Raw genomic sequence first — 18,815 nt, 5'->3', positions numbered from 1 at the left:
TATGGTAGGTTTTTATGAGGCTATCGCTCCTTACAATCAGCAGCGCCCCCCAGTATGGCTCCTTCGTCAGGTGGGTCGATATATGCCTCAATACCAAGAGCTCAAAAAAAATCGCCCTCTAAAAGAAGTTTTTTTAGATACCGAGTCTATTGTAGAAGCCACCCTATTAGGCCCATCTTTATTGGGCGTCGATGCAGCCATTGTTTTTGCTGATATCCTCTCTATTCTAGAAGGGTTCGCTGTAGAGTATCAATTTGCCCCTGGTCCGGAAATTGTTTATTCTCCCCAACAGCCCCTGGTGTTCACCAAAGAACCTCTCGCTGTTTTCTCATTTTTACTTGAGGCTATTCAACAATTAACAAAACGTCTGACTGTTCCTCTAATCGCCTTTGCAGCCTCCCCGTTTACTCTCGCTAGTTATCTACTTGAAGGAGGGGCCTCCAAAGACTGTTCCAAAACAATGGCATTCCTTTATCGGTATCCCGATAGATTCCAAACCTTATTAGATGAGATCATTAAAGGAACCGCTGTTTACCTCCAATTACAAGTCCAGGCGGGAGCTTCAGCTGTGCAACTTTTTGAATCTTCTAGCTTACGATTACCTCCCAGTCTATTTTCAAAATATGTAGTTGCTCCTAATACTAAGCTCATTCGACAAATCAAACAGGACAGCAATCCACCTGTCAGCCTATTCTGTCGATGCTTTTATCAAGAATTTTTATCTTTATATGCGACAGGAGCCGATACCCTGCATCCTGATTATCATGTAGAACTTCCAGAAGTCTATCGCCAGCTAGGAAATCCCGGCTCTATTCAGGGAAATTTTGATCCAGCTTTCCTGCTTCTTCCTCAGGATATGCTGATAAAACATCTCGAAGCCTATCTTGCTCCTTTAAAAGAGCAATCCCATTATATTTTCAATTTGGGGCATGGTATCTTGCCTCAAACGCCATTAGAAAATGTACAGGCTGTCGTATCATGTTTAACATCAATTTCAACTTCTTAAAGGGACTTCACCAACCAGCTCCCCGCTACACGAGCTATCCCACTATCGTGGATTGGGAAGCTTCCTCCGATTATGGTTATATAGCCCTAAAAAACCTGGCTAAAGAGAGCTCCCCCCTTTCTTTATACTTCCATATTCCCTTTTGCCAATCTATGTGCCTGTATTGTGGATGTGCCGTTGTCTTAAATAGAAAAGAGGAAATAGTAGATCAGTACATAGAAACTTTGATCCAGGAAATGCGACTCGTTTTCTCTTTATTAGGAGAGAAAAAAAAGGTCTCTAGAATTCATTTTGGAGGAGGAACTCCTAGTCGGCTATCGCGAGCACAATTCGAACATCTATTTACTCACATACAGCTTTTTTTTGATCTTTCTAATATCGAAGAGCTTGCTATTGAATTTGATCCCCGAAGCCTAAGACCAGATCCGGATAAGCCCAAGTTTCTTCACCAACTTGGATTTAATCGCGTGAGTTTAGGAATTCAGGATACACAATGGGAAGTTCAAGAAGCTGTCCGCAGACGCCAATCCTATGAAGAATCGCTCTTGGCCTATAACCTGTTTCGAGAGCTAAAATTCACAGGCATCAATATCGATCTTATTTATGGTCTACCTAAACAAACGCAAGCGAGCTTTAAACAAACGATTCAACATATCTTAGAAATGCGCCCCGATCGTTTGGCTCTTTTCTCCTTTGCCCACGTCCCCTGGGCGAAACCTCATCAAAAAGCTTTACGAGCCAAAGATCTTCCCTCTATGGAAGAGAAATTTGCGATATACTCTCAATCTCGCCATACCCTGATCCAGGAAGGATATCATGCTATTGGCTTAGATCATTTTTCTCTACCCAATGATCCCTTAACTCTTGCCCTTAAAAACAAAACCCTTATTCGCAATTTTCAGGGCTATTCTCTTCCTCCTGAAGAAGATCTTTTGGGATTTGGCCTATCAGCAACCAGCTTCATTCGAGGAATCTATCTACAAAATGCTAAAGATATTCGGGAATACTCTACAACTATTCTCTCTGGAAAACTTGCTACTGTAAAAGGGAAGATCCTTTCTCAAGATGATAAAATCCGTAAGTGGGTCATTCATACCCTCATGTGTTCCTTTTCTTTATCCAAACTGGAGTTTGAACAACGTTTTCATGAACGATTTGATCTATACTTCGCTGATAGCTATGATCGGCTATGCGGGATGGAGAGTGCCGGACTCATCCGTCAAGACTCCTCTTCCTTACAAGTAACCCCTCTTGGAGAACTTTTCGTACGAGTCATTGCCACGGCTTTTGATGATTATTTTCTGAAGACCGTTACAGAAAAACCTCGTTTTTCAAAATCTATATGAAACATGCATTGATTGTTGGGTCTGGTATTGCAGGTCTTTCTGCAGCATGGTGGCTACACAAACGCTTTCCACATATACGCCTGTCCATTTTAGAAAAGGAAGCTCGCCCTGGTGGGCTTATTATCACCGAAAAACAAAAAGGTCTTTCTTTCAATATGGGGCCAAAAGGCTTTGCCTTGGCCCATGATGGAAAACATACCCTCCACCTCATCCAGTCTTTAGGTTTAACAGGAGAGCTAGTATATAACTCTCCTGCAGCTAAACACAGATTTATTCACTATAATAACAAAACGCGAAAACTTTCTCCCTGGACCATTCTTCAACAGAATCTCCCTCTCACCCTGATTAAGGATTTATTTGCTCGCCCTTATAAGCAAGATAGTTCTGTAGAAGCGTTTTTTAAAAGGCACAGCTCCTCCAAATTAAGAAAAAACCTCTTAAATCCGGTAAGTCTTGCTATTCGAGCTGGCCACAGTCATATTCTTTCGGCACAAATGGCTTACCCAGAATTAAGTCGGCGAGAAGCAAAAACAGGATCTTTATTGCGGAGTTATCTCAAAGACTTTCCTAGAACCAATCGAAAAGCCCCTTATTTAGCTACCTTACGCACAGGAATGGACACCCTAATCCAAACCCTGCAAGAAAAGCTTCCAGCTACATGGCACTTTTCTACGCCTGTTACCAAAATTCGTCAGTTAGCTGATGGAAAACTTTCTCTCTCGTGCCCATCTGGAGAAATCACGGGAGATCTCCTCGTCTATGCCGGATCCGTTCAAGATCTCTCTTCTTGTTTAGAAGAAATCCCAGAATCTAAGCTCCTAACGCAAACAACTTCCTCTTGGGACCTATCCTGCGCAGCATTAGGGTGGCATTCTTCGCTTCCCGTCCCCCATGGGTATGGTATGCTTTTTGCAGATACCCCTCCCTTATTAGGTATTGTTTTTAACACAGAAGTCTTTCCTCATTCTGGGCAACCGCATACCATACTCTCTCTCCTTTTAGAGGGGAGGTGGCACCAAGAAGAAGCTTACGCCTTCTCTCTAGCGGCTCTTGCTGAACATTTGCAAATTTATACCCCTCCTCAGGCTTTCTCTCTGTTCTCTCCTCGAGAAGGCCTTCCTCAACATCATGTGGGATTTATTCGATCACGACAAATGATTTTGTCTAAACTTCCCCAAAACATAAAAATTGTGGGGCAGAACTTTGCAGGGCCTGGTCTAAACCGAGCAACAGCATCTGCTTACGAAGCGATTGCTTCTTTACGAATATGACGAATCGGAGACTAACAGCTCCTTACATAGAGAACTCGTTACAGCTAACATCTTCCCAATGTATTCCTGTCTTGGCCGCATCTGAAACAATCGTTTTTCAATATGGCTAATTAACAGTGCATTCCGACACTCTTTTTCCTGCAGGGCGTCATATGTATGAGCGAGGCCGGAAACCCAACGCATTTCTAGTGATACCCGAATACAAGGCTGATCTATTAATTTTGCATAAGGATGATGCGGGTTTTCCCAGTCTTCTCTAATCTCTTCAAAAAGAATCCGCGATTCTGACTTTTTACCTAAGAACAAGTAGGTCTCCGCTAAATCCATCTTGATTACATAATATAAATGAGCCCAAGCCTTCATATCTTTCACAGATAAAGAATTCTCAATAAAAGCCTCTAAAGCTTTCACTAACCAAGAGACCTTTCTAATAGGGGCTTCCTCTGCTCTTGACTGCAAATAATAGACTAAAGGTAACAAGGGAGAGCGTGGGAATAACTCAGGAAATTTTGTTAAATACTCCAGAATCTGTGTATCTGCAGCAAAATACTGCTCCAGTGGATATTGTAGAAGATATAGTCGGTCTCCCCATGGCCGTTCAGAAATTCCTTGCAGATACGCGTTCGATAAAGGGTCTTTGCTGGAATGACACATTGCCCATACCATCCTTAAAGAGGATTGCCATAAAGATGGTGCAGAGGAAAAGGCTTCGGTTATTTGCTGTATCGCACTAGAGGAGCTCTGGTATAATGCAGAAAAACAAAGAAGGATCGTTTTCTCAAAAAAGGTTTTGTTTTGATGAGCTTCGCTCCAAGAAGCAAAAGCCCCATCATATAAAGCCCCCCATAACGATAGCCTCCGCTTCAAAACGAGATCCTCTGTTCCTGTTAAAACTTCTGCTAAACGGGATCTCACTTCTTGATCTAATTGGTCGTACACAAGCTGCTTTATAGGAGAGAGGGAAAGATTCTCTCGCTGATAGCGACTAATCATATCGCTAAGCAGCAACCCATAAAATTCCTCCTCAGATAAGGAGAAGGGGCTCTCCAGCACTCTTAAAAACGAAGAACCCTCTCTCCCCTGTTGAGAGGAAAAGTTTTTTTCCATCCATTTCAAAAACTCTTGATGAGAGAAAGATAGCGATACATGTTCTTTTGTCTGGAGCCAAAGAGCTGGATTTTTTTTTAAAGCAGCTAATAAATGTAATCCGATACCAGCCGCTTCCCTTCCCCAGCCTTTGTAAGCTACAAGGAAAAAATTTTTAGCAGCAGCATACTGCTTTTTGTAACAGGCTAAACATCCCAAATACTCATAAGACTCCGCTAAAGAAACTCCCAATCGATCAGCATACTGAATGACAGAAGAAAAAGCCTCCTCCGCACGAGGGAAATTTCCTAAGCAAAACCAATATTTTCCTACAAAAAATAGGTATTCTGGATATTTTCCATGCGACTCAACAAAAACGCTCTTCCCAAAATCTAATAAACGTGCGATTTCTTGCATTCGAGCTTGTTTAAAGTACAGTTCAAGAAGAGAAAAGTAGGCATTTTGAGCATAGTTAGAAGCTAAATATTGGCCTCCAGCTATGAGTACTTCTAATTCATGCGCCCCTCGGGCCTCATCCCAAGGTAATTTACTTAAAGCGTGCGAAAATAAAATGGCATCGACTTCCTGAGATCTCTCCAAGATGCCAGCCTCTATTTTTTTGATTAATTGCTCTACTGCTTGTACATAGCACTCCTCTGCAGCACAATACGCTAACAGCATTTGGGCGGGAGGAACTCCTTCTAAAGCTTTTTCCTTTTCCCATTGCATAGCCAGCAAGATTTTTTGCAAAAAAGCCTTCTCTACATCATATACCGCTGGTGGAGGAGAACACTTTCCTGTTTCCAAGCTTTCTTGCAGCTCTTCACACAAACGTAAGGCTTCCTGATAATTTTTTTGATCTTTTGCAAAAAGAATCTCGGCTTTTTTATTCTCATAGCTGCTATGCAGAGTCATACTATACAAGGAAAGCAACAAGTGATCCTGCGGAGAAGAGGGGCAGCTACAGCTCTCCAGGGCATGTACTAAATCCTTTAAAGGGATTCCTTGGGGATTGAGCGTTTGCCAGGCCATCCGGATACGCCCTTTTATGTTTGGAGGCATTGTAACTAAGGAAAACAAAGGCTTCACAAGTTCCGTACATAGGTCCGGTTCTCCGCGTTTCAAGCTTCCACGTATATATTCACAGATTAGCCATGCAGCTGTCTCCCATTCTTTCTCGGAAAGAGCTGCGCCCTCATCTAGAATACGCCTAATGAATGCATCGAAAATAGGAAGAAGAGGTTTCCCCTCTTGCATCGCTTTGTGAACATCCGCACATTGATGCCCAAAAGAACGAGGAGCCTCAACTCCGAAGCATATTCCCCATCCTATTAGAAACCACGAACAGCTCCCAAAGATGAATTGGTACATCTTCATACAGAAAAGACCCTTTTATCCTTCTTCCCAAAAACAATTATGAGAACTTCTCATCACCGGGGATCTTAACGATCCTCATTGAAAAGATCTAGGACGAATCTTCGCATAAAAAAACTCAATCCTCAGATTTTTCAATCAGAGGTAAGAACTTTTTCTATAAAAGAAACCCCATCCAGACCCTATGCAGCACATTGTTTTATAAAAAAAAATCTATCTATAGAAAAAAATAACCTATTGATAAACAAAGCAGTACACAGATCCTCTAAACAAACCGGCTTTAAGATCCCTCCCCAGATCCTAGAAAATGGTTGCATGAATTTGAACAAACAAACTAATTAAAAATTAAAACTGAAGAAAATAGTTTAAAACAACAACTAGAGGATACTTTTTCATGGCGCTAAAAGATACGGCTAACAAAATGACAGACTTGTTGGAAAGCATCCAGCAAAATTTGCAAAAAGCAGAAAAAGGAAATAAAGCCGCAGCACAACGAGTCCGTACGGAATCTATCAAATTCGAAAAAATTGCTAAGTTATATCGCAAAGAGTCTATTAAAGCCGAAAAATCGGGCTTAATGAAAAAAAGTAAACTAGCTGCTAAAAAAGCAAAAGCTGCAGCTAAAAAACCTGCTCGAGCAACTAAAGCGACAACCAAAAAAGCTTGCACCAAAAAAACTTGTGCAACTAAAGCCAAAGCAGCTAAAACGACAAAAAAAGCCCCTGCTAAAACAAAAGCTAAAGTAACGAAAAAAGCTCGCTCAACAAAAAAATAAACTCTTGGCTCTTTCTTTGTAGAGGGCACTTTCGTCAACAGGGCCCTCTTTCCTCTTCTGATTGATTGCTTCTCTTTTTTCTGCTATCCTCTCTGTCCTGTAACTGCAAGCTTTTGCATAAAAAACTTCTCTCCTCCTCTAGGAGTAAAACTTTATTTTCTTTGGAATTCAAGTTGCTATCCTGTCATCGTAATTGCAAACATTTTGGAGTCTGCGGAGGGTGTTCGTCGCCTCAAACAGAATATGAGATCTCTTTAAAAGAAAAAGAACTCGCTCTTCATCATATATTTGAGCCTCTAATCCCTTCTCAAAAAATCCTTCCAGTTATTCCCTGTTCCCCCCTTCTCCGCGGAAGGAATAAAATGGAATTTTCTTTTTATCAAACAGCGGATGGAGAAAAAACCTTGGGATTTATCTCCCCATCCAAACCTAAAAAAGGAATTCCTATTACCGAATGTCTGATGATCGATGAGCGCGCTATGGATATCCTCAACTATACCCGCGTTTGGTGGTCGGCTCATCCCGAATTATCAGCCTACTACCCTCCGCTAAATAAGGGCTCTCTATGCACGCTTACTATCCGAGTGGGGAATGTCTCCAATGATTTTATGATTATTCTGACGACATCAGGAAGAGAGGAATTTGCTGTATCGCAGGATGTCATACAGGAATGGCAACGAGGACTTCTGAATTTAGGATTGCCCATTACCTCTATTTTTTGGGAAGAGAGGATCTCTGCACGTAACTCTCCTACTACTTTCCGAAGTTCCCACCTTTATGGAGAACCTTTTCTCAAACAACAGCTATCCCTAGAAGGTCGCTCTAACCTATTTCACATCCGACCAAGAAGCTTTTTCCAACCACAAAGCCGCCAAGCAGAAAAAATCATTCAAACGATAAAAGATTTTATCTCCCCAACCGGAAAAGAGACTCTTTTGGATTTGTATTGTGGAGCAGGAACCATCGGAATTTCACTCTCCCCTTATGTAAAAAAGGTCGTTGGAGTAGAACTCGTCCCCGATGCCATTGCTTCGGCTCACGAGAATATCCAGCTTAATTCTGCAAATATGGAAGTTTTCTTAGAAGATGCAAAACGGTTTTGTAAACGTAATGAACAGGCTCCTGCCCCAGATGTTGTTATCGTTGACCCTCCACGCTGTGGAATGCAAAATAAAGCTTTAAAATATCTTTTGCGCATAGCGCCTAAAAAAATTGTTTATGTTTCTTGTAATCCTCTTACACAAATCCACGAGTGTACCACTCTCGTGGAACAAGGGTATAAGCTTCAGCGCATGCAGCCCATAGACCAATTCCCTCACACGCACCACTTAGAAAATATAGTTCTCTTAGAAAAGCTTTCTTAAAAAGAAAGCTTTTCTCTTGATAGCTTTACTCCTGGAAAAGGATTGATCCCCCCATGTTCCTGTGTTAACCTAATCCTTTTTAACCCTAATGAAAGGTACCTTAATGTTCTCTCGTGTGTTTTTTAGTATCCTTTTCTTTCTAGGATGTTGCCCAGTTTTATTTGCAGATGTTGATTCTCCTCAACGAGCAACATTTGGACAACCTGCTGTCATGTTAGGAATTGCGATTGCCTTTTTCTATTTTATCTTATGGCGCCCAGAACAAAAACGTCGCCAAGCCATGGAAAAAAGAAAAAGCGAGTTAGCCGTAGGAGATAAAGTGACCGCTATGGGCATCGTTGGAACAATCGCAGAAATCCGAGAGCACACTGTTGTTCTGAACATTGCCTCCGGGAAAATTGAAATTCTCAAAGCAGCAATTTCTGAAATTCTTAAGGCTGAAAAATAAAAAGATTATCTTTAAGCAAAGCCCCTGTTCTTTTTGGGCTTTGCTTCCTCGTAATAAAACTGTAAAAAACTCCATTGATTTTTTATGGAGTAAACTATAACTTGACGCTACAGTCTCATTGAAATTCCAGGGATTTTTATAATTATGTCTTGGCTTTCAAGCCTGTACCCAATCTTTGTTGCTTCTGCTGCATTTTGTACTTTAGGCCTTGTTCTTGTAGCCGTTATCCTCCTCTCCAGGAAGTTTCTGATTAAAGTTCATCCTTGTAAGCTGCGAATCAATAATGACGATTCTCTTACTAAGACCGTGGATAGCGGGAAAACTCTGCTCTCTTCCTTGCTTGATTCTGGAATAGCCATTCCTTCTCCATGCGGAGGAAAAGCCTCTTGCAAACAATGCAAAGTTCGTATCACGAAAAACGCCGATGAACCTCTGGAGACGGATCGCTCAACTTTCTCAAAACAACAGTTAGAGCAAGGCTGGAGACTTTCTTGCCAAACAAAAGTACAACACGATCTTGGCTTAGAAATAGAAGAGCGGTATTTCAATGCTTCGTCCTGGGAGGGGACAGTCGTATCAAACGAGAATGTCGCTACCTTTATTAAGGAGCTGGTTCTTTCTATTGATCCTTCTCGTCCGATTCCTTTCAAGCCGGGAGGATATCTGCAAATTTCCGTTCCTCCCTACAAAACGAATACTTCTGATTGGAAACAAACTATGGATCCCCAATACTACAGTGATTGGGAGACTTTTCAGCTCTTTGATAAAGTCATAGACCATCTCTCTTTGGAAGAAAATTCCGCCAACAAAGCGTATTCTTTGGCTTCTTATCCTGCAGAGCTTCCCCTCATCAAATTTAACATCCGCATTGCAACGCCTCCGTTGGTAAATCGTGCCCCAGATCCAACCATTCCATGGGGAGTCTGTTCTTCCTATATATTCTCTCTCAAACCTGGGGATAAGGTAACGGTATCCGGCCCATACGGAGAATCTTTTATGAAAGAAGATAACCGCCCGGTTATCTTCCTAATCGGAGGAGCCGGATCCTCGTTTGGAAGGAGCCATATTCTTGATTTATTACTAAATAAACACACAAACAGAGAGCTTACGTTGTGGTATGGCGCGCGTTCTCTTAAGGAAAATATCTACCAAGAAGAGTACGAACGGTTAGAAAAAGAATTTTCAAACTTTCACTACCACCTTGTTCTCTCTCAGCCTTTACAAGAAGATCTGGATAAAGGCTGGGATAGTAAAGATCCCATAAAAACAAACTTTTTGTTCAAGGCTTTTGAACTCGGCCAATTGAGTAAGCTTCCCAATCCCGAAGACTACCTATATTATGTTTGTGGTCCAGCACTGCACAACAGTAGCATCCTGACCTTGCTTGATAACTATGGAGTAGAGCGTTCTTCGATCGTCTTAGATGATTTTGGAAGTTAATCTGTGTATTTAAATGCAGTCCAAAAAAACGGACCCCCGCTTTTTCGAAAAAATTCTTCCCAGGGTTGATCTCCTTTAGTCGCATACATCCATGCAGGCATCCTTCCTAGAGGATTCGTAAATAAAACATCTCTTCCCCAAGCTACTCGCCATTCGCTGTCAGTAATCCCCCCTCCTAGGCTAGTTATATCTCTACGATCGAGGTTATGCCTAAAGCCCAGCTGGGAGAAGAATAAAAATTCTAAAGAATCATAAAAAGGAAACAGCCAATCAATAGCTGTGGGTTAAGGATATTCTCTATCCCCAGGGAAGAAGTTTTGTACCGATAAAAGAGGCAAAAGGGGCGGATTCAAGCACAGAAATAAAAAGAGCTGTTTGCTTCTGTACACACACATTTTCTTACTTGTAAATGGATACGGCAGAATAAACTAGCTTGAATCGATACGAAATAAAGAAGCAAAAAAGCATCTCTATGACATGTAGAATTACATAAATCTTTGGCAAAAGATAAAACAGAAGAGAAAAAGAAAGGGGGTAGCTGCTTTATCTAAGCGGCTACCCCCCTTTCCTTTTTAGTCTATGACTAAGATATTATATAAAAAATGCTTGGCAACGACCTACTCTCCCATACTCTTGTGTATAGTACCATCAGCGATCAGAGGCTTAACTTCTGAGTTCGGAATGGTTTCAGGTGTTTCCCTCTCTCTATTATCACCAAGCTAATCCTGGTATCGTTCTTTCACGTATACTAATAGACGCTTAAAAGTCTGTCTTTTCTGTACTTGCACTCTCTATTCTATTCTTTATTGTCTTCGCCTTCCGGCTCTTCCAATCATAAAAAGACCAAGCCATTGGACTTATTAGTATTGGTTAGCTAAACACATTACTGTGCTTACACCTCCAACCTATCAACCACGTAGTCTACATGGAGTCTCATTGGGATACCTTATCTTGAGGGAGGCTTGGCATTTAGATGCTTTCAATGCTTATCCTTTCCGAACGTAGCTACTCGGCTATGCTCTTGGCAGAACAACCGACACACCATTGGTTCGTCCATTCCGGTCCTCTCGTACTAGGAACAGCTCCTCTCAAGTATCCTGCGCCCACGAAGGATAGAGACCAAACTGTCTCACGACGTTTTGAACCCAGCTCGCGTACCGCTTTAATTGGCGAACAGCCAAACCCTTGGGACCTTCTCCAGCCCCAGGATGCGATGAGCCGACATCGAGGTGCCAAACCGCCACGTCGATATGAACTCTTGGTGGCGATCAGCCTGTTATCCCCGGAGTACCTTTTATCCGTTAAGCGACGGCGATTCCACTTTCCACCGCCGGATCACTAAGCCCGACTTTCGTCTCTGCTCGACTTGTTGGTCTTGCAGTCAACCTATCTTATACCTTTACGCTCTACTCGTGATTGCCAACCACGATGAAATAAGCTTTGGGCTCCTCCGTTACTTTTTAGGAGGATACCGCCCCAGTAAAACTGCCCGTCTGGCAATGTCCATCTTCCAGATTCATGGAATAATGTTAGATTCCCAGCTTGTTAAGACCAGTATTTCAACGGTGACTCCCACCCTCCTGACGAAGAGTGTTCTCTGTCTCCTGGCTATCCTACACATAACAAACCAAAAATCAATACCAAAGTACAGTAAAGGTTCACGGGGTCTTTTCGTCCTTTCGCGGGTAAACAGCATCTTCACTGCTACTACAATTTCACCGAGTCTTTCGTTGAGACAGTGCCCAGATCGTTACACCATTCGTGCAGGTCGGAACTTACCCGACAAGGAATTTCGCTACCTTAGCACCGTTATAGTTACGGCGGCCATTCACCAGGGCTTAGGTTCAATGCTTCGCTTTGCAGCTGACATATCCCTTTAACCTTTTGGCATTGGGCAGGCGTCACACCATATACTTCCCCTTCGAGGTTTGCATAGTGCTGTGTTTTTGCTAAACAGTCGCCTGGGCCATTTCTCTGCGGCCCCCCGGGGCTCCTATCGTTCCATAGTCACCCTAAAAGGCTCCCCTTATCCCGAAGTTACGGGGATAATTTGCCGAGTTCCTTAACGAAAGTTATCTCGCGCGCCTTAGAATACTCATCTCGCCCACCTGTGTCGGTTTTGGTACGGTCACCATCAACAGCTAGAAATTATTTCTTGAAAGCCTCGCTACACACCATCGGTTCCTCCGAAGATTCCCCTTGATCGCGACCTGATCTTCTGTTAGCGGATTTGCCTACTAACCGTTCTCATCGCTCTACGGACACTTCCAATCGTCCGCGTGCTTAACTTACTCCGTCATTCCTTCGCTATAGTCTTAGGTGGTGCAGGAATATTTAACCTGCTGCTCCATCGTCTACGCAGTTACGCCTCAACTTAGGGGCCGACTAACCCAGGGAAGACGAGCTTGACCCTGGAAACCTTGGGCTTACGGCGAGGGAGATTTTCACTCCCTTTATCGTTACTTATGCCATGGATCTTCACTAGTATCCGCTCCAGCGCTCCTTCCGGTACACCTTCTCTGCTGAATACTACGCTCTCCTACCGCGTGCCTTATCGGCACACCCGCGATGTCGGTTTTATGCTTAGCCCCGTTTATTATCGGCGCAATGATTCTCGATTGGTGAGCTGTTACGCACTCTTTAAATGATTGCTGCCTCTAAGCCAACATTCCAACTGTCTTTGAATCATCACTTCCTTACTCACTTAGCATAAAATTAGGGACCTTAATCGGCGGTCTGGGCTGTTCCCCTCTCGACAACGAAGCTTAGCCCCCGCTGTCTATCTCCCGGACTCGCTTCTGGTATTCGGAGTTTGATTTCCGTTGGTAAGCCGGTAGGCCCCCGCTAGAATTCAGTGCTCTACCCCCAAAAGCTTATTATCCGAGGCTAACCCTATAGTTATTTCGGAGAGAACAAGATATCTCCAAGTTTGATTGGCCTTTCACCCCTATTCACAACTCATCCAAACCTTTTTCAACAGGTACTAGTTCGGTCCTCCACATAGTTTTACCCATGCTTCAACCTGGTCATAAATAGCTCACTTGGTTTCGTGTCTAAACCAAACGACTAAACGCTCTTTTAAAACTCGCTTTCGCTTCGGCTCCGGAATGTACATCCCTTAACCTCGCCGTTTAGCTTAACTCCCTGGCTCATCATGCAAAAGGCACGCCGTCAACCTTGACCCTTACGGGCCATAGGTCTCCGACCGCTTGTAAGCTATTGGTTTCAGGTTCTATTTCACTCCCTTAACAAGGGTTCTTTTCGCCTTTCCTTCACAGTACTGGTTCACTATCGGTCATTGACTAGTATTTAGCCTTGGAGAGTGGTCTCCCCAGATTCAGACTAGGTTTCACGTGTCTAGTCCTACTCAGGCATTGAGGTCGGTCTTTCTCTCCTTTCGTCTACGGGACTATCACCCTGTATCATCCACCTTTCCAGATGTGTTCAACTAGGAGTCCTGATCCTTTTTCCTCAACCCTACAACCCCTCGCTTCTTCAGCTCGGTTTAGGCTCTTCCCCTTTCGCTCGCCGCTACACAGGGAATCTCTTCGATTTCTTTTCCTCTGCTTACTAAGATGTTTCAGTTCGGCAGGTGTCGCTTTGCATACCTATGTGTTCAGTATACAATGGTAGTCTATTACTCTACCGGGTTTCCCCATTCGGATACCTCCGGGTCGTTGCTTATCACCAGCTCGCCGGAGCTTTTCGCAGGTATTCGCGTCCTTCTTCGCCTGTCAATGCCAAGGCATCCACCAATAGCTCTTATCAACTTGGTCTGTAATTTCTCATAGATCCATGCAAGTACTTCACCTAAAGACAAATACTCTTAAACGTCTATTATTATGCGTGAAATATACTTGTTACCATGATTTTCTTTACATAACATACTTGATCATAAACTATATGTCTCGTCCTCTTCAGCTACCTTAACAATGCAAATGAAATAGAATGCTCGCTCTTACGTATAAATGCTTGCCCAACCTAGTCAGAAACCTTTTCAGGCTTCTTCCTTATCCTTAAAAGGAGGTGATCCAGCCCCACCTTCCGGTAGGGCTACCTTGTTACGACTTCATCCTAGTCATCAGCCTCACCTTGGGCGCCTCTCTCCCTTGCGGGTTGAGTCAACGACTTAAGGTAAAACCAACTCCCATGATGTGACGGGCGGTGTGTACAAGGCCCGGGAACGTATTCACGGCGTTATGGCTGACACGCCATTACTAGCAATTCCGACTTCATGTAGTCGAGTTGCAGACTACAATCCGAACTGGGGCCAGCTTTAAGGATTTGCTCCATCTCACGATCTTGCTACCTTCTGTACTGGCCATTGTAGCACGTGTGTCGCCCTGGGCATAAGGGCCATGCTGACTTGACGTCATCCTCGCCTTCCTCCTGGTTAACCCAGGCAGTCTCGTTAGAGTTCCCACCCTAAGTGCTGGCAACTAACGATAAGGGTTGCGCTCGTTGCGGGACTTAACCCAACACCTCACGGCACGAGCTGACGACAGCCATGCAGCACCTGTGCATATGTCCTTGCGGAAAACGACATTTCTGCCGCGGTCATATGCATGTCAAACCCAGGTAAGGTCCTTCGCGTTGCATCGAATTAAACCACATGCTCCACTGCTTGTGCGGGCCCCCGTCAATTCTTTTGAGTTTCACCCTTGCGAGTGTACTCCTCAGGCGGCATACTTAACGCGTTAGCTCCGACACGGATGGGGTTGAGACCATCCACATCAAGTATGCATCGTTTACGGCAAGGACTACCAGGGTATCTAATCCTGTTTGCTCCCCTTGCTTTCGCGCCTTAGCGTCAGGTGTAAATTAGAAAAGCGCCTTCGCCACTGGTGTTCTTCCACATATCTACGCATTTCACCGCTACACGTGAAATTCCCTTTTCTCCATCTACCCTCTAGAAAAATAGTATCAGATGCCGATTCGGGGTTGAGCCCCGAGATTTGACAACTGACTTACTCTTCCGCCTACACGCCCTTTACGCCCAATAAATCCGATTAACGCTAGCACCCTCCGTATTACCGCAGCTGCTGGCACGGAGTTAGCCGTTGCTTCTTTACCTGGTACGCTCAAATCCGGCGGGTATTAACCGCCTTCTCTTATTCCCAAGCGAAAGTGCTTTACAACCCTAGAGCCTTCATCACACACGCGGCGTCGCTTCGTCAGACTTCCGTCCATTGCGAAAGATTCTCGACTGCAGCCTCCCGTAGGAGTCTGGGCAGTGTCTCAGTCCCAGTGTTGGCGGTCAATCTCTCAATCCGCCTAGACGTCATAGCCTTGGTAGGCCTTTACCCCACCAACTAGCTGATATCACATAGACTCCCCTTTAACCGAAAGGCCCGAAGATCCCCTTCTTTAACACCACCTAGATGCCTAAATGGCGCCACATTCGGTATTAGCGGCCGTTTCCAACCGTTATTCCCAAGTTAAAGACAAATTATCTATGCATTACTAACCCTTCCGCCACTAAACAGTTAAAAACTGTTCCGTTCGACTTGCATGCCTCATCCACGCCGCCAGCGTTCAATCTGAACCAAGATCAAATTCTCAGAAAAATATATATAATCTTTTTTTATTGACGAGGTCTATTAATTCCTTAAAAAACCTCACAAGCATTTATACTGGCTTGCATTCTATCTCATCTGCATTGTTAAGAAAAGCCCTCGCTCATCGCTCAGACTCTTTTCGCTCCCTCTCATCTCTGTGAGAGGTGTTTCTCTCAAACCTTCGTTCGAAAGAAAGCAACATCTTATGTCAGCCCCTATTTTTTTTGCACCTTTTTTTTATCAAACTTTCTTTCCCCCTCTACTCACAAAAATATTTTTCTTGCCCCACAACACCTCCTCAACCCGTTTCTTCAACCCATCTCAACCCCATATTTTTTTTCTTTTTCCCTTTCCTCTTTCAAAAAAACTCCCCGCCCTATCCCCTCTTTTAACGCTTCAAACAAAAATTTTTCTGCCACCCGCTATATTTGCGAAAAAACTTCTTCGCAGATTTTATTCACCTTCATCTTCCATAAAAACAATCCCTTCATTATACTTCCCTTTCCCCAACGTGAAGCGCCTGCACGCTACACTGGTTGGGGAGTTTTTCATGGCGAACGTAGCTCAGCTGGTTAGAGCGTCGGATTGTGGTTCCGAAGGTCGCGGGTTCGAACCCCGTCGTTCGCCCTTCTTCATCTTCCTAAAAAGACTACTTCGATTCTTTTGTTTTTCCTGTTATAACAAGCTGTACATGCGCGTTGGAATAACCACTCTCATTCACAAACTATTATCTCCATTCAAGCGCTATTCCCTAAAGATAACGGTCCGCGTATTAAGAGAGGAACCATGAGAAAAGAACGAAAGAAAGCAAGCGTCTCTCTTTCTCCGCAAGCAATCTTCGCTATCAAAACTTGTGTTTATCTAGCCTTAGCCTGTTTTTCTGGACTTAGTTTATGGAGCTTTCAACACAATCAACCGTACACGCAAAACTGGATAGGATTGCTTGGATGGTCTCTAAGTTCTTTTCTATTCTATAACTTTGGCGTAGCTGCTTTTCTAATTCCCCTTCATTTTAGCTGGCTTTCTTTCTTAAATATGAAAAAAACCCCAGCTCCACTGGCCTTTAGAAAAGCGGCCGCTTTTGGAACCATCCCAGTTTGCTGCGCGGTACTACTATCCATGGTTTCTCCTGCACAAAATCTTCCACAATTTTTAGCTACAAGAGTGCCACTGGTTATCATGGATCTTCAACCCCCAAAAGCTTACCTAGGAGGCATTCCCTTTTACCTGTTATACGATGGCCATTCTTTCTCCTTAAAACTCTTGATTGGCGCAGTAGGGACTGGGTTAATTTTTCTTGCTATGTTGTTGTGCGCGATCTGCTACCTTGTCCCCAAGTCTTTCGTATTAAAAAAAAAAGCTCTTCTAGACGTTCTCCTAAAATTTCTCAAAAACAAATTTTGCGCATGCTGGAACGCTTACAAAAGGCTTTTAAAAAATCTTGTTGACCACAAGTCTTATTGCCCCGAACCTTCGCTACACGTCCCCACTCCGGCTTCCGTGGCTAAAAAAGAAATCTTAAAACTTCCGACACCCGTTATTTCCCTCCCCTTGGAAAATAAAGACCTTCAAGATAACTCCCCCATTAATCGGACTATTTTTCTCTCCCCTCCCCATCCAGCAAAAAGAGCTGTTTCTTCTCAGAAAAGACCTGATCTTCCGAACCTTTTATCCCCAAAAAACGCCCCATCTTCTTTCGCAACGGCTGGGGAGGCCCCAGATCTACCGCAATACCATCTCTTAAGCAAACGAAACGTGCGACGCCCAGAGTCTCTTTTAGAAGAATTGAAAAAGAAGGCCGCTATCTTACAACAAACCTTAGCTAGTTTTGGCATAGAAGCCGCTATCGGAAATATCTGCTCAGGTCCCACTCTTGCAGCCTTTGAAGTTCTTCCTAACACGGGGGTCAAAGTACAAAAAATTAAAGCTCTAGAGAATGACATCGCGTTAAATTTACAGGCTTCCAGCATCCGCATTATTGCCCCGATTCCCGGGAAAGCTGCTGTGGGAATTGAAATTCCCAATCCAGATCCCCAACCCGTCAACTTCCGCGATTTATTAGAAGACTACCAAAAACTTTCCCAACGGCTCCAAGTTCCTCTTCTTTTAGGGAAAAAAGCTAACGGAGATAATTTTTGGACGGATCTAGCAACCATGCCGCATTTAATTATTGCCGGGACCACAGGATCCGGGAAATCCGTCTGCATCAATACCATCGTCATGTCTCTCATCATGACTTCGCCGCCTACAGACATAAAACTCGTAATTGTAGACCCTAAAAAAGTAGAATTAACCGGATACTCGCAACTTCCTCATATGCTAACGCCCGTGATTACAGAGGCTAAAGAAGCTCATAGCGCTTTAATTTGGCTTGTTCGAGAAATGGAGCTTCGTTATGAAATCCTTCGATTTTTGGGGTTGCGAAACATCCAATCATTCAATGCTCGTAGTCGTAACGCAGAAATTGAAGCATCTTATGACAAGGAGATTCCCGAAAAAATGCCTTTCATCGTGGGCATTATTGACGAACTTTCCGACCTACTTCTTTCCTCTTCTCACGACATTGAAACGCCTATCGTCCGTTTAGCCCAGATGGCTAGAGCTGTGGGGATTCACCTCATTTTAGCGACACAACGCCCTTCTCGCGATGTGATTACAGGTTTAATCAAAGCGAACTTCCCCTCTCGCATAGCTTTCAAAGTAGCCAACAAAGTCAACAGTCAAATTATTATTGACGAGCCTGGAGCAGAAAATTTGATGGGGAACGGAGATATGCTCGTGGTTTCTCCAGGATCTTTTGCCCCTCTGCGCGTACAAGGAGCATATATTTGTGATGAGGACATTAACAAGGTCATCAAAGATTTATGTTCCAGGTTCCCCTGTAAGTATGTGATTCCCTCTTTTGACACCTATGATGATGCATCTTCTTTAGATCCAGACAGTCTAGATCCTTTATTCAATCAGGCAAAAACTCTTGTATTACAAACAGGGAATGCTTCAACAACTTTCCTCCAAAGAAAACTCAAAATTGGCTACGCTAGAGCAGCTAGTATTATTGATCAGCTAGAGGAAGCGAGAATTGTTGGCCCATCAGAAGGGGCCAAACCTCGTCAAATATTGGTCCAGCTGTCGAATCAGGACGATTAA

Annotated in this window: 9 protein-coding genes, 1 tRNA gene and 3 rRNA genes; 9 read left to right on the top strand and 4 right to left on the bottom strand. The window is 43.6% G+C overall.

From position 1 onward, the window contains the following. Window position 1 precedes the first annotated feature (1 nt). Genes hemE through B6E89_RS04090 form a run of 3 tightly spaced genes read left to right on the top strand, consistent with a single transcriptional unit; the run spans window position 2 to window position 3,623 of the window. Window positions 2-1,006: a uroporphyrinogen decarboxylase gene (gene hemE, locus B6E89_RS04100; protein ID WP_080133268.1), complete on the top strand. Its 1,005-nt coding sequence runs from the start codon at window positions 2-4 to the stop codon at window positions 1,004-1,006. Continuing rightward, window positions 979-2,352 (top strand): oxygen-independent coproporphyrinogen III oxidase, encoded by a 1,374-nt coding sequence (gene hemN, locus B6E89_RS04095; RefSeq protein ID WP_080133187.1) that lies wholly within the window; start codon window positions 979-981, stop codon window positions 2,350-2,352. Before hemE ends, hemN begins: the two co-directional genes overlap by 28 nt. Further along, complete coding sequence (locus tag B6E89_RS04090) at window positions 2,349-3,623, top strand: protoporphyrinogen oxidase (RefSeq protein WP_080133186.1); 1,275 nt, start codon at window positions 2,349-2,351, stop codon at window positions 3,621-3,623. The genes hemN and B6E89_RS04090 overlap by 4 nt, the downstream gene beginning before the upstream one ends. Here B6E89_RS04090 and B6E89_RS04085 read toward each other — a convergent pair. Continuing rightward, the gene (locus B6E89_RS04085) at window positions 3,612-6,086 is read right to left on the bottom strand and encodes a CHLTR phosphoprotein (RefSeq protein ID WP_080133185.1); all 2,475 of its coding nucleotides are present in this window, start codon (window positions 6,084-6,086) and stop codon (window positions 3,612-3,614) included. The two genes, B6E89_RS04090 and B6E89_RS04085, sit on opposite strands and share 12 nt — an antisense overlap. Before the next feature lie 391 nt (window positions 6,087-6,477). Here B6E89_RS04085 and hctA point away from each other — a divergent pair, with 391 nt between their 5' ends. The 4 genes from hctA to nqrF all read left to right on the top strand — a co-directional run bounded on the left by hctA (window position 6,478) and on the right by nqrF (window position 10,110). After that, window positions 6,478-6,858 carry a histone H1-like protein HctA gene (gene hctA, locus B6E89_RS04075; RefSeq protein WP_080121695.1) on the top strand — a complete coding sequence of 127 codons (381 nt, stop codon included), beginning with the start codon at window positions 6,478-6,480 and terminating at the stop codon, window positions 6,856-6,858. Between the two features lie 173 nt (window positions 6,859-7,031). After that, complete coding sequence (gene rlmD / locus B6E89_RS04070) at window positions 7,032-8,222, top strand: 23S rRNA (uracil(1939)-C(5))-methyltransferase RlmD (RefSeq protein WP_080133267.1); 1,191 nt, start codon at window positions 7,032-7,034, stop codon at window positions 8,220-8,222. A gap of 103 nt (window positions 8,223-8,325) precedes the next feature. After that, window positions 8,326-8,670, top strand: coding sequence for a preprotein translocase subunit YajC (yajC, locus tag B6E89_RS04065; protein ID WP_080125762.1), 345 nt, complete (start codon window positions 8,326-8,328; stop codon window positions 8,668-8,670). A 144-nt stretch (window positions 8,671-8,814) separates the two neighbouring features. Continuing rightward, window positions 8,815-10,110 (top strand): NADH:ubiquinone reductase (Na(+)-transporting) subunit F, encoded by a 1,296-nt coding sequence (nqrF, locus tag B6E89_RS04060; protein ID WP_080123258.1) that lies wholly within the window; start codon window positions 8,815-8,817, stop codon window positions 10,108-10,110. A gap of 604 nt (window positions 10,111-10,714) precedes the next feature. Here the strand turns inward: nqrF and rrf are convergent. The 3 genes from rrf to B6E89_RS04040 all read right to left on the bottom strand — a co-directional run bounded on the left by rrf (window position 10,715) and on the right by B6E89_RS04040 (window position 15,677). Beyond that, a 5S ribosomal RNA gene (rrf, locus tag B6E89_RS04050) occupies window positions 10,715-10,829 on the bottom strand. A 120-nt stretch (window positions 10,830-10,949) separates the two neighbouring features. Next, window positions 10,950-13,886: ribosomal RNA gene (locus tag B6E89_RS04045) — 23S ribosomal RNA — on the bottom strand. 243 nt (window positions 13,887-14,129) lie between these two features. Beyond that, a 16S ribosomal RNA gene (locus tag B6E89_RS04040) occupies window positions 14,130-15,677 on the bottom strand. Together the 16S, 23S and 5S rRNA genes form the textbook arrangement of a ribosomal RNA operon. Before the next feature lie 544 nt (window positions 15,678-16,221). On the opposite strand from B6E89_RS04040, the gene B6E89_RS04035 reads away from it, so the two are divergent. Next, window positions 16,222-16,295: transfer RNA gene (locus B6E89_RS04035), tRNA-His, on the top strand. A gap of 159 nt (window positions 16,296-16,454) precedes the next feature. Beyond that, entirely contained in the window at window positions 16,455-18,815 is a 2,361-nt protein-coding gene (locus B6E89_RS04030; RefSeq protein WP_080133183.1) for an FtsK/SpoIIIE family DNA translocase, read from the top strand.

The sequence above is a fragment of the Chlamydia suis genome (assembly GCF_900169085.1).
GTDB lineage: Bacteria > Chlamydiota > Chlamydiia > Chlamydiales > Chlamydiaceae > Chlamydia > Chlamydia suis.
This window is presented reverse-complemented; position numbering and strand designations above follow the sequence as displayed.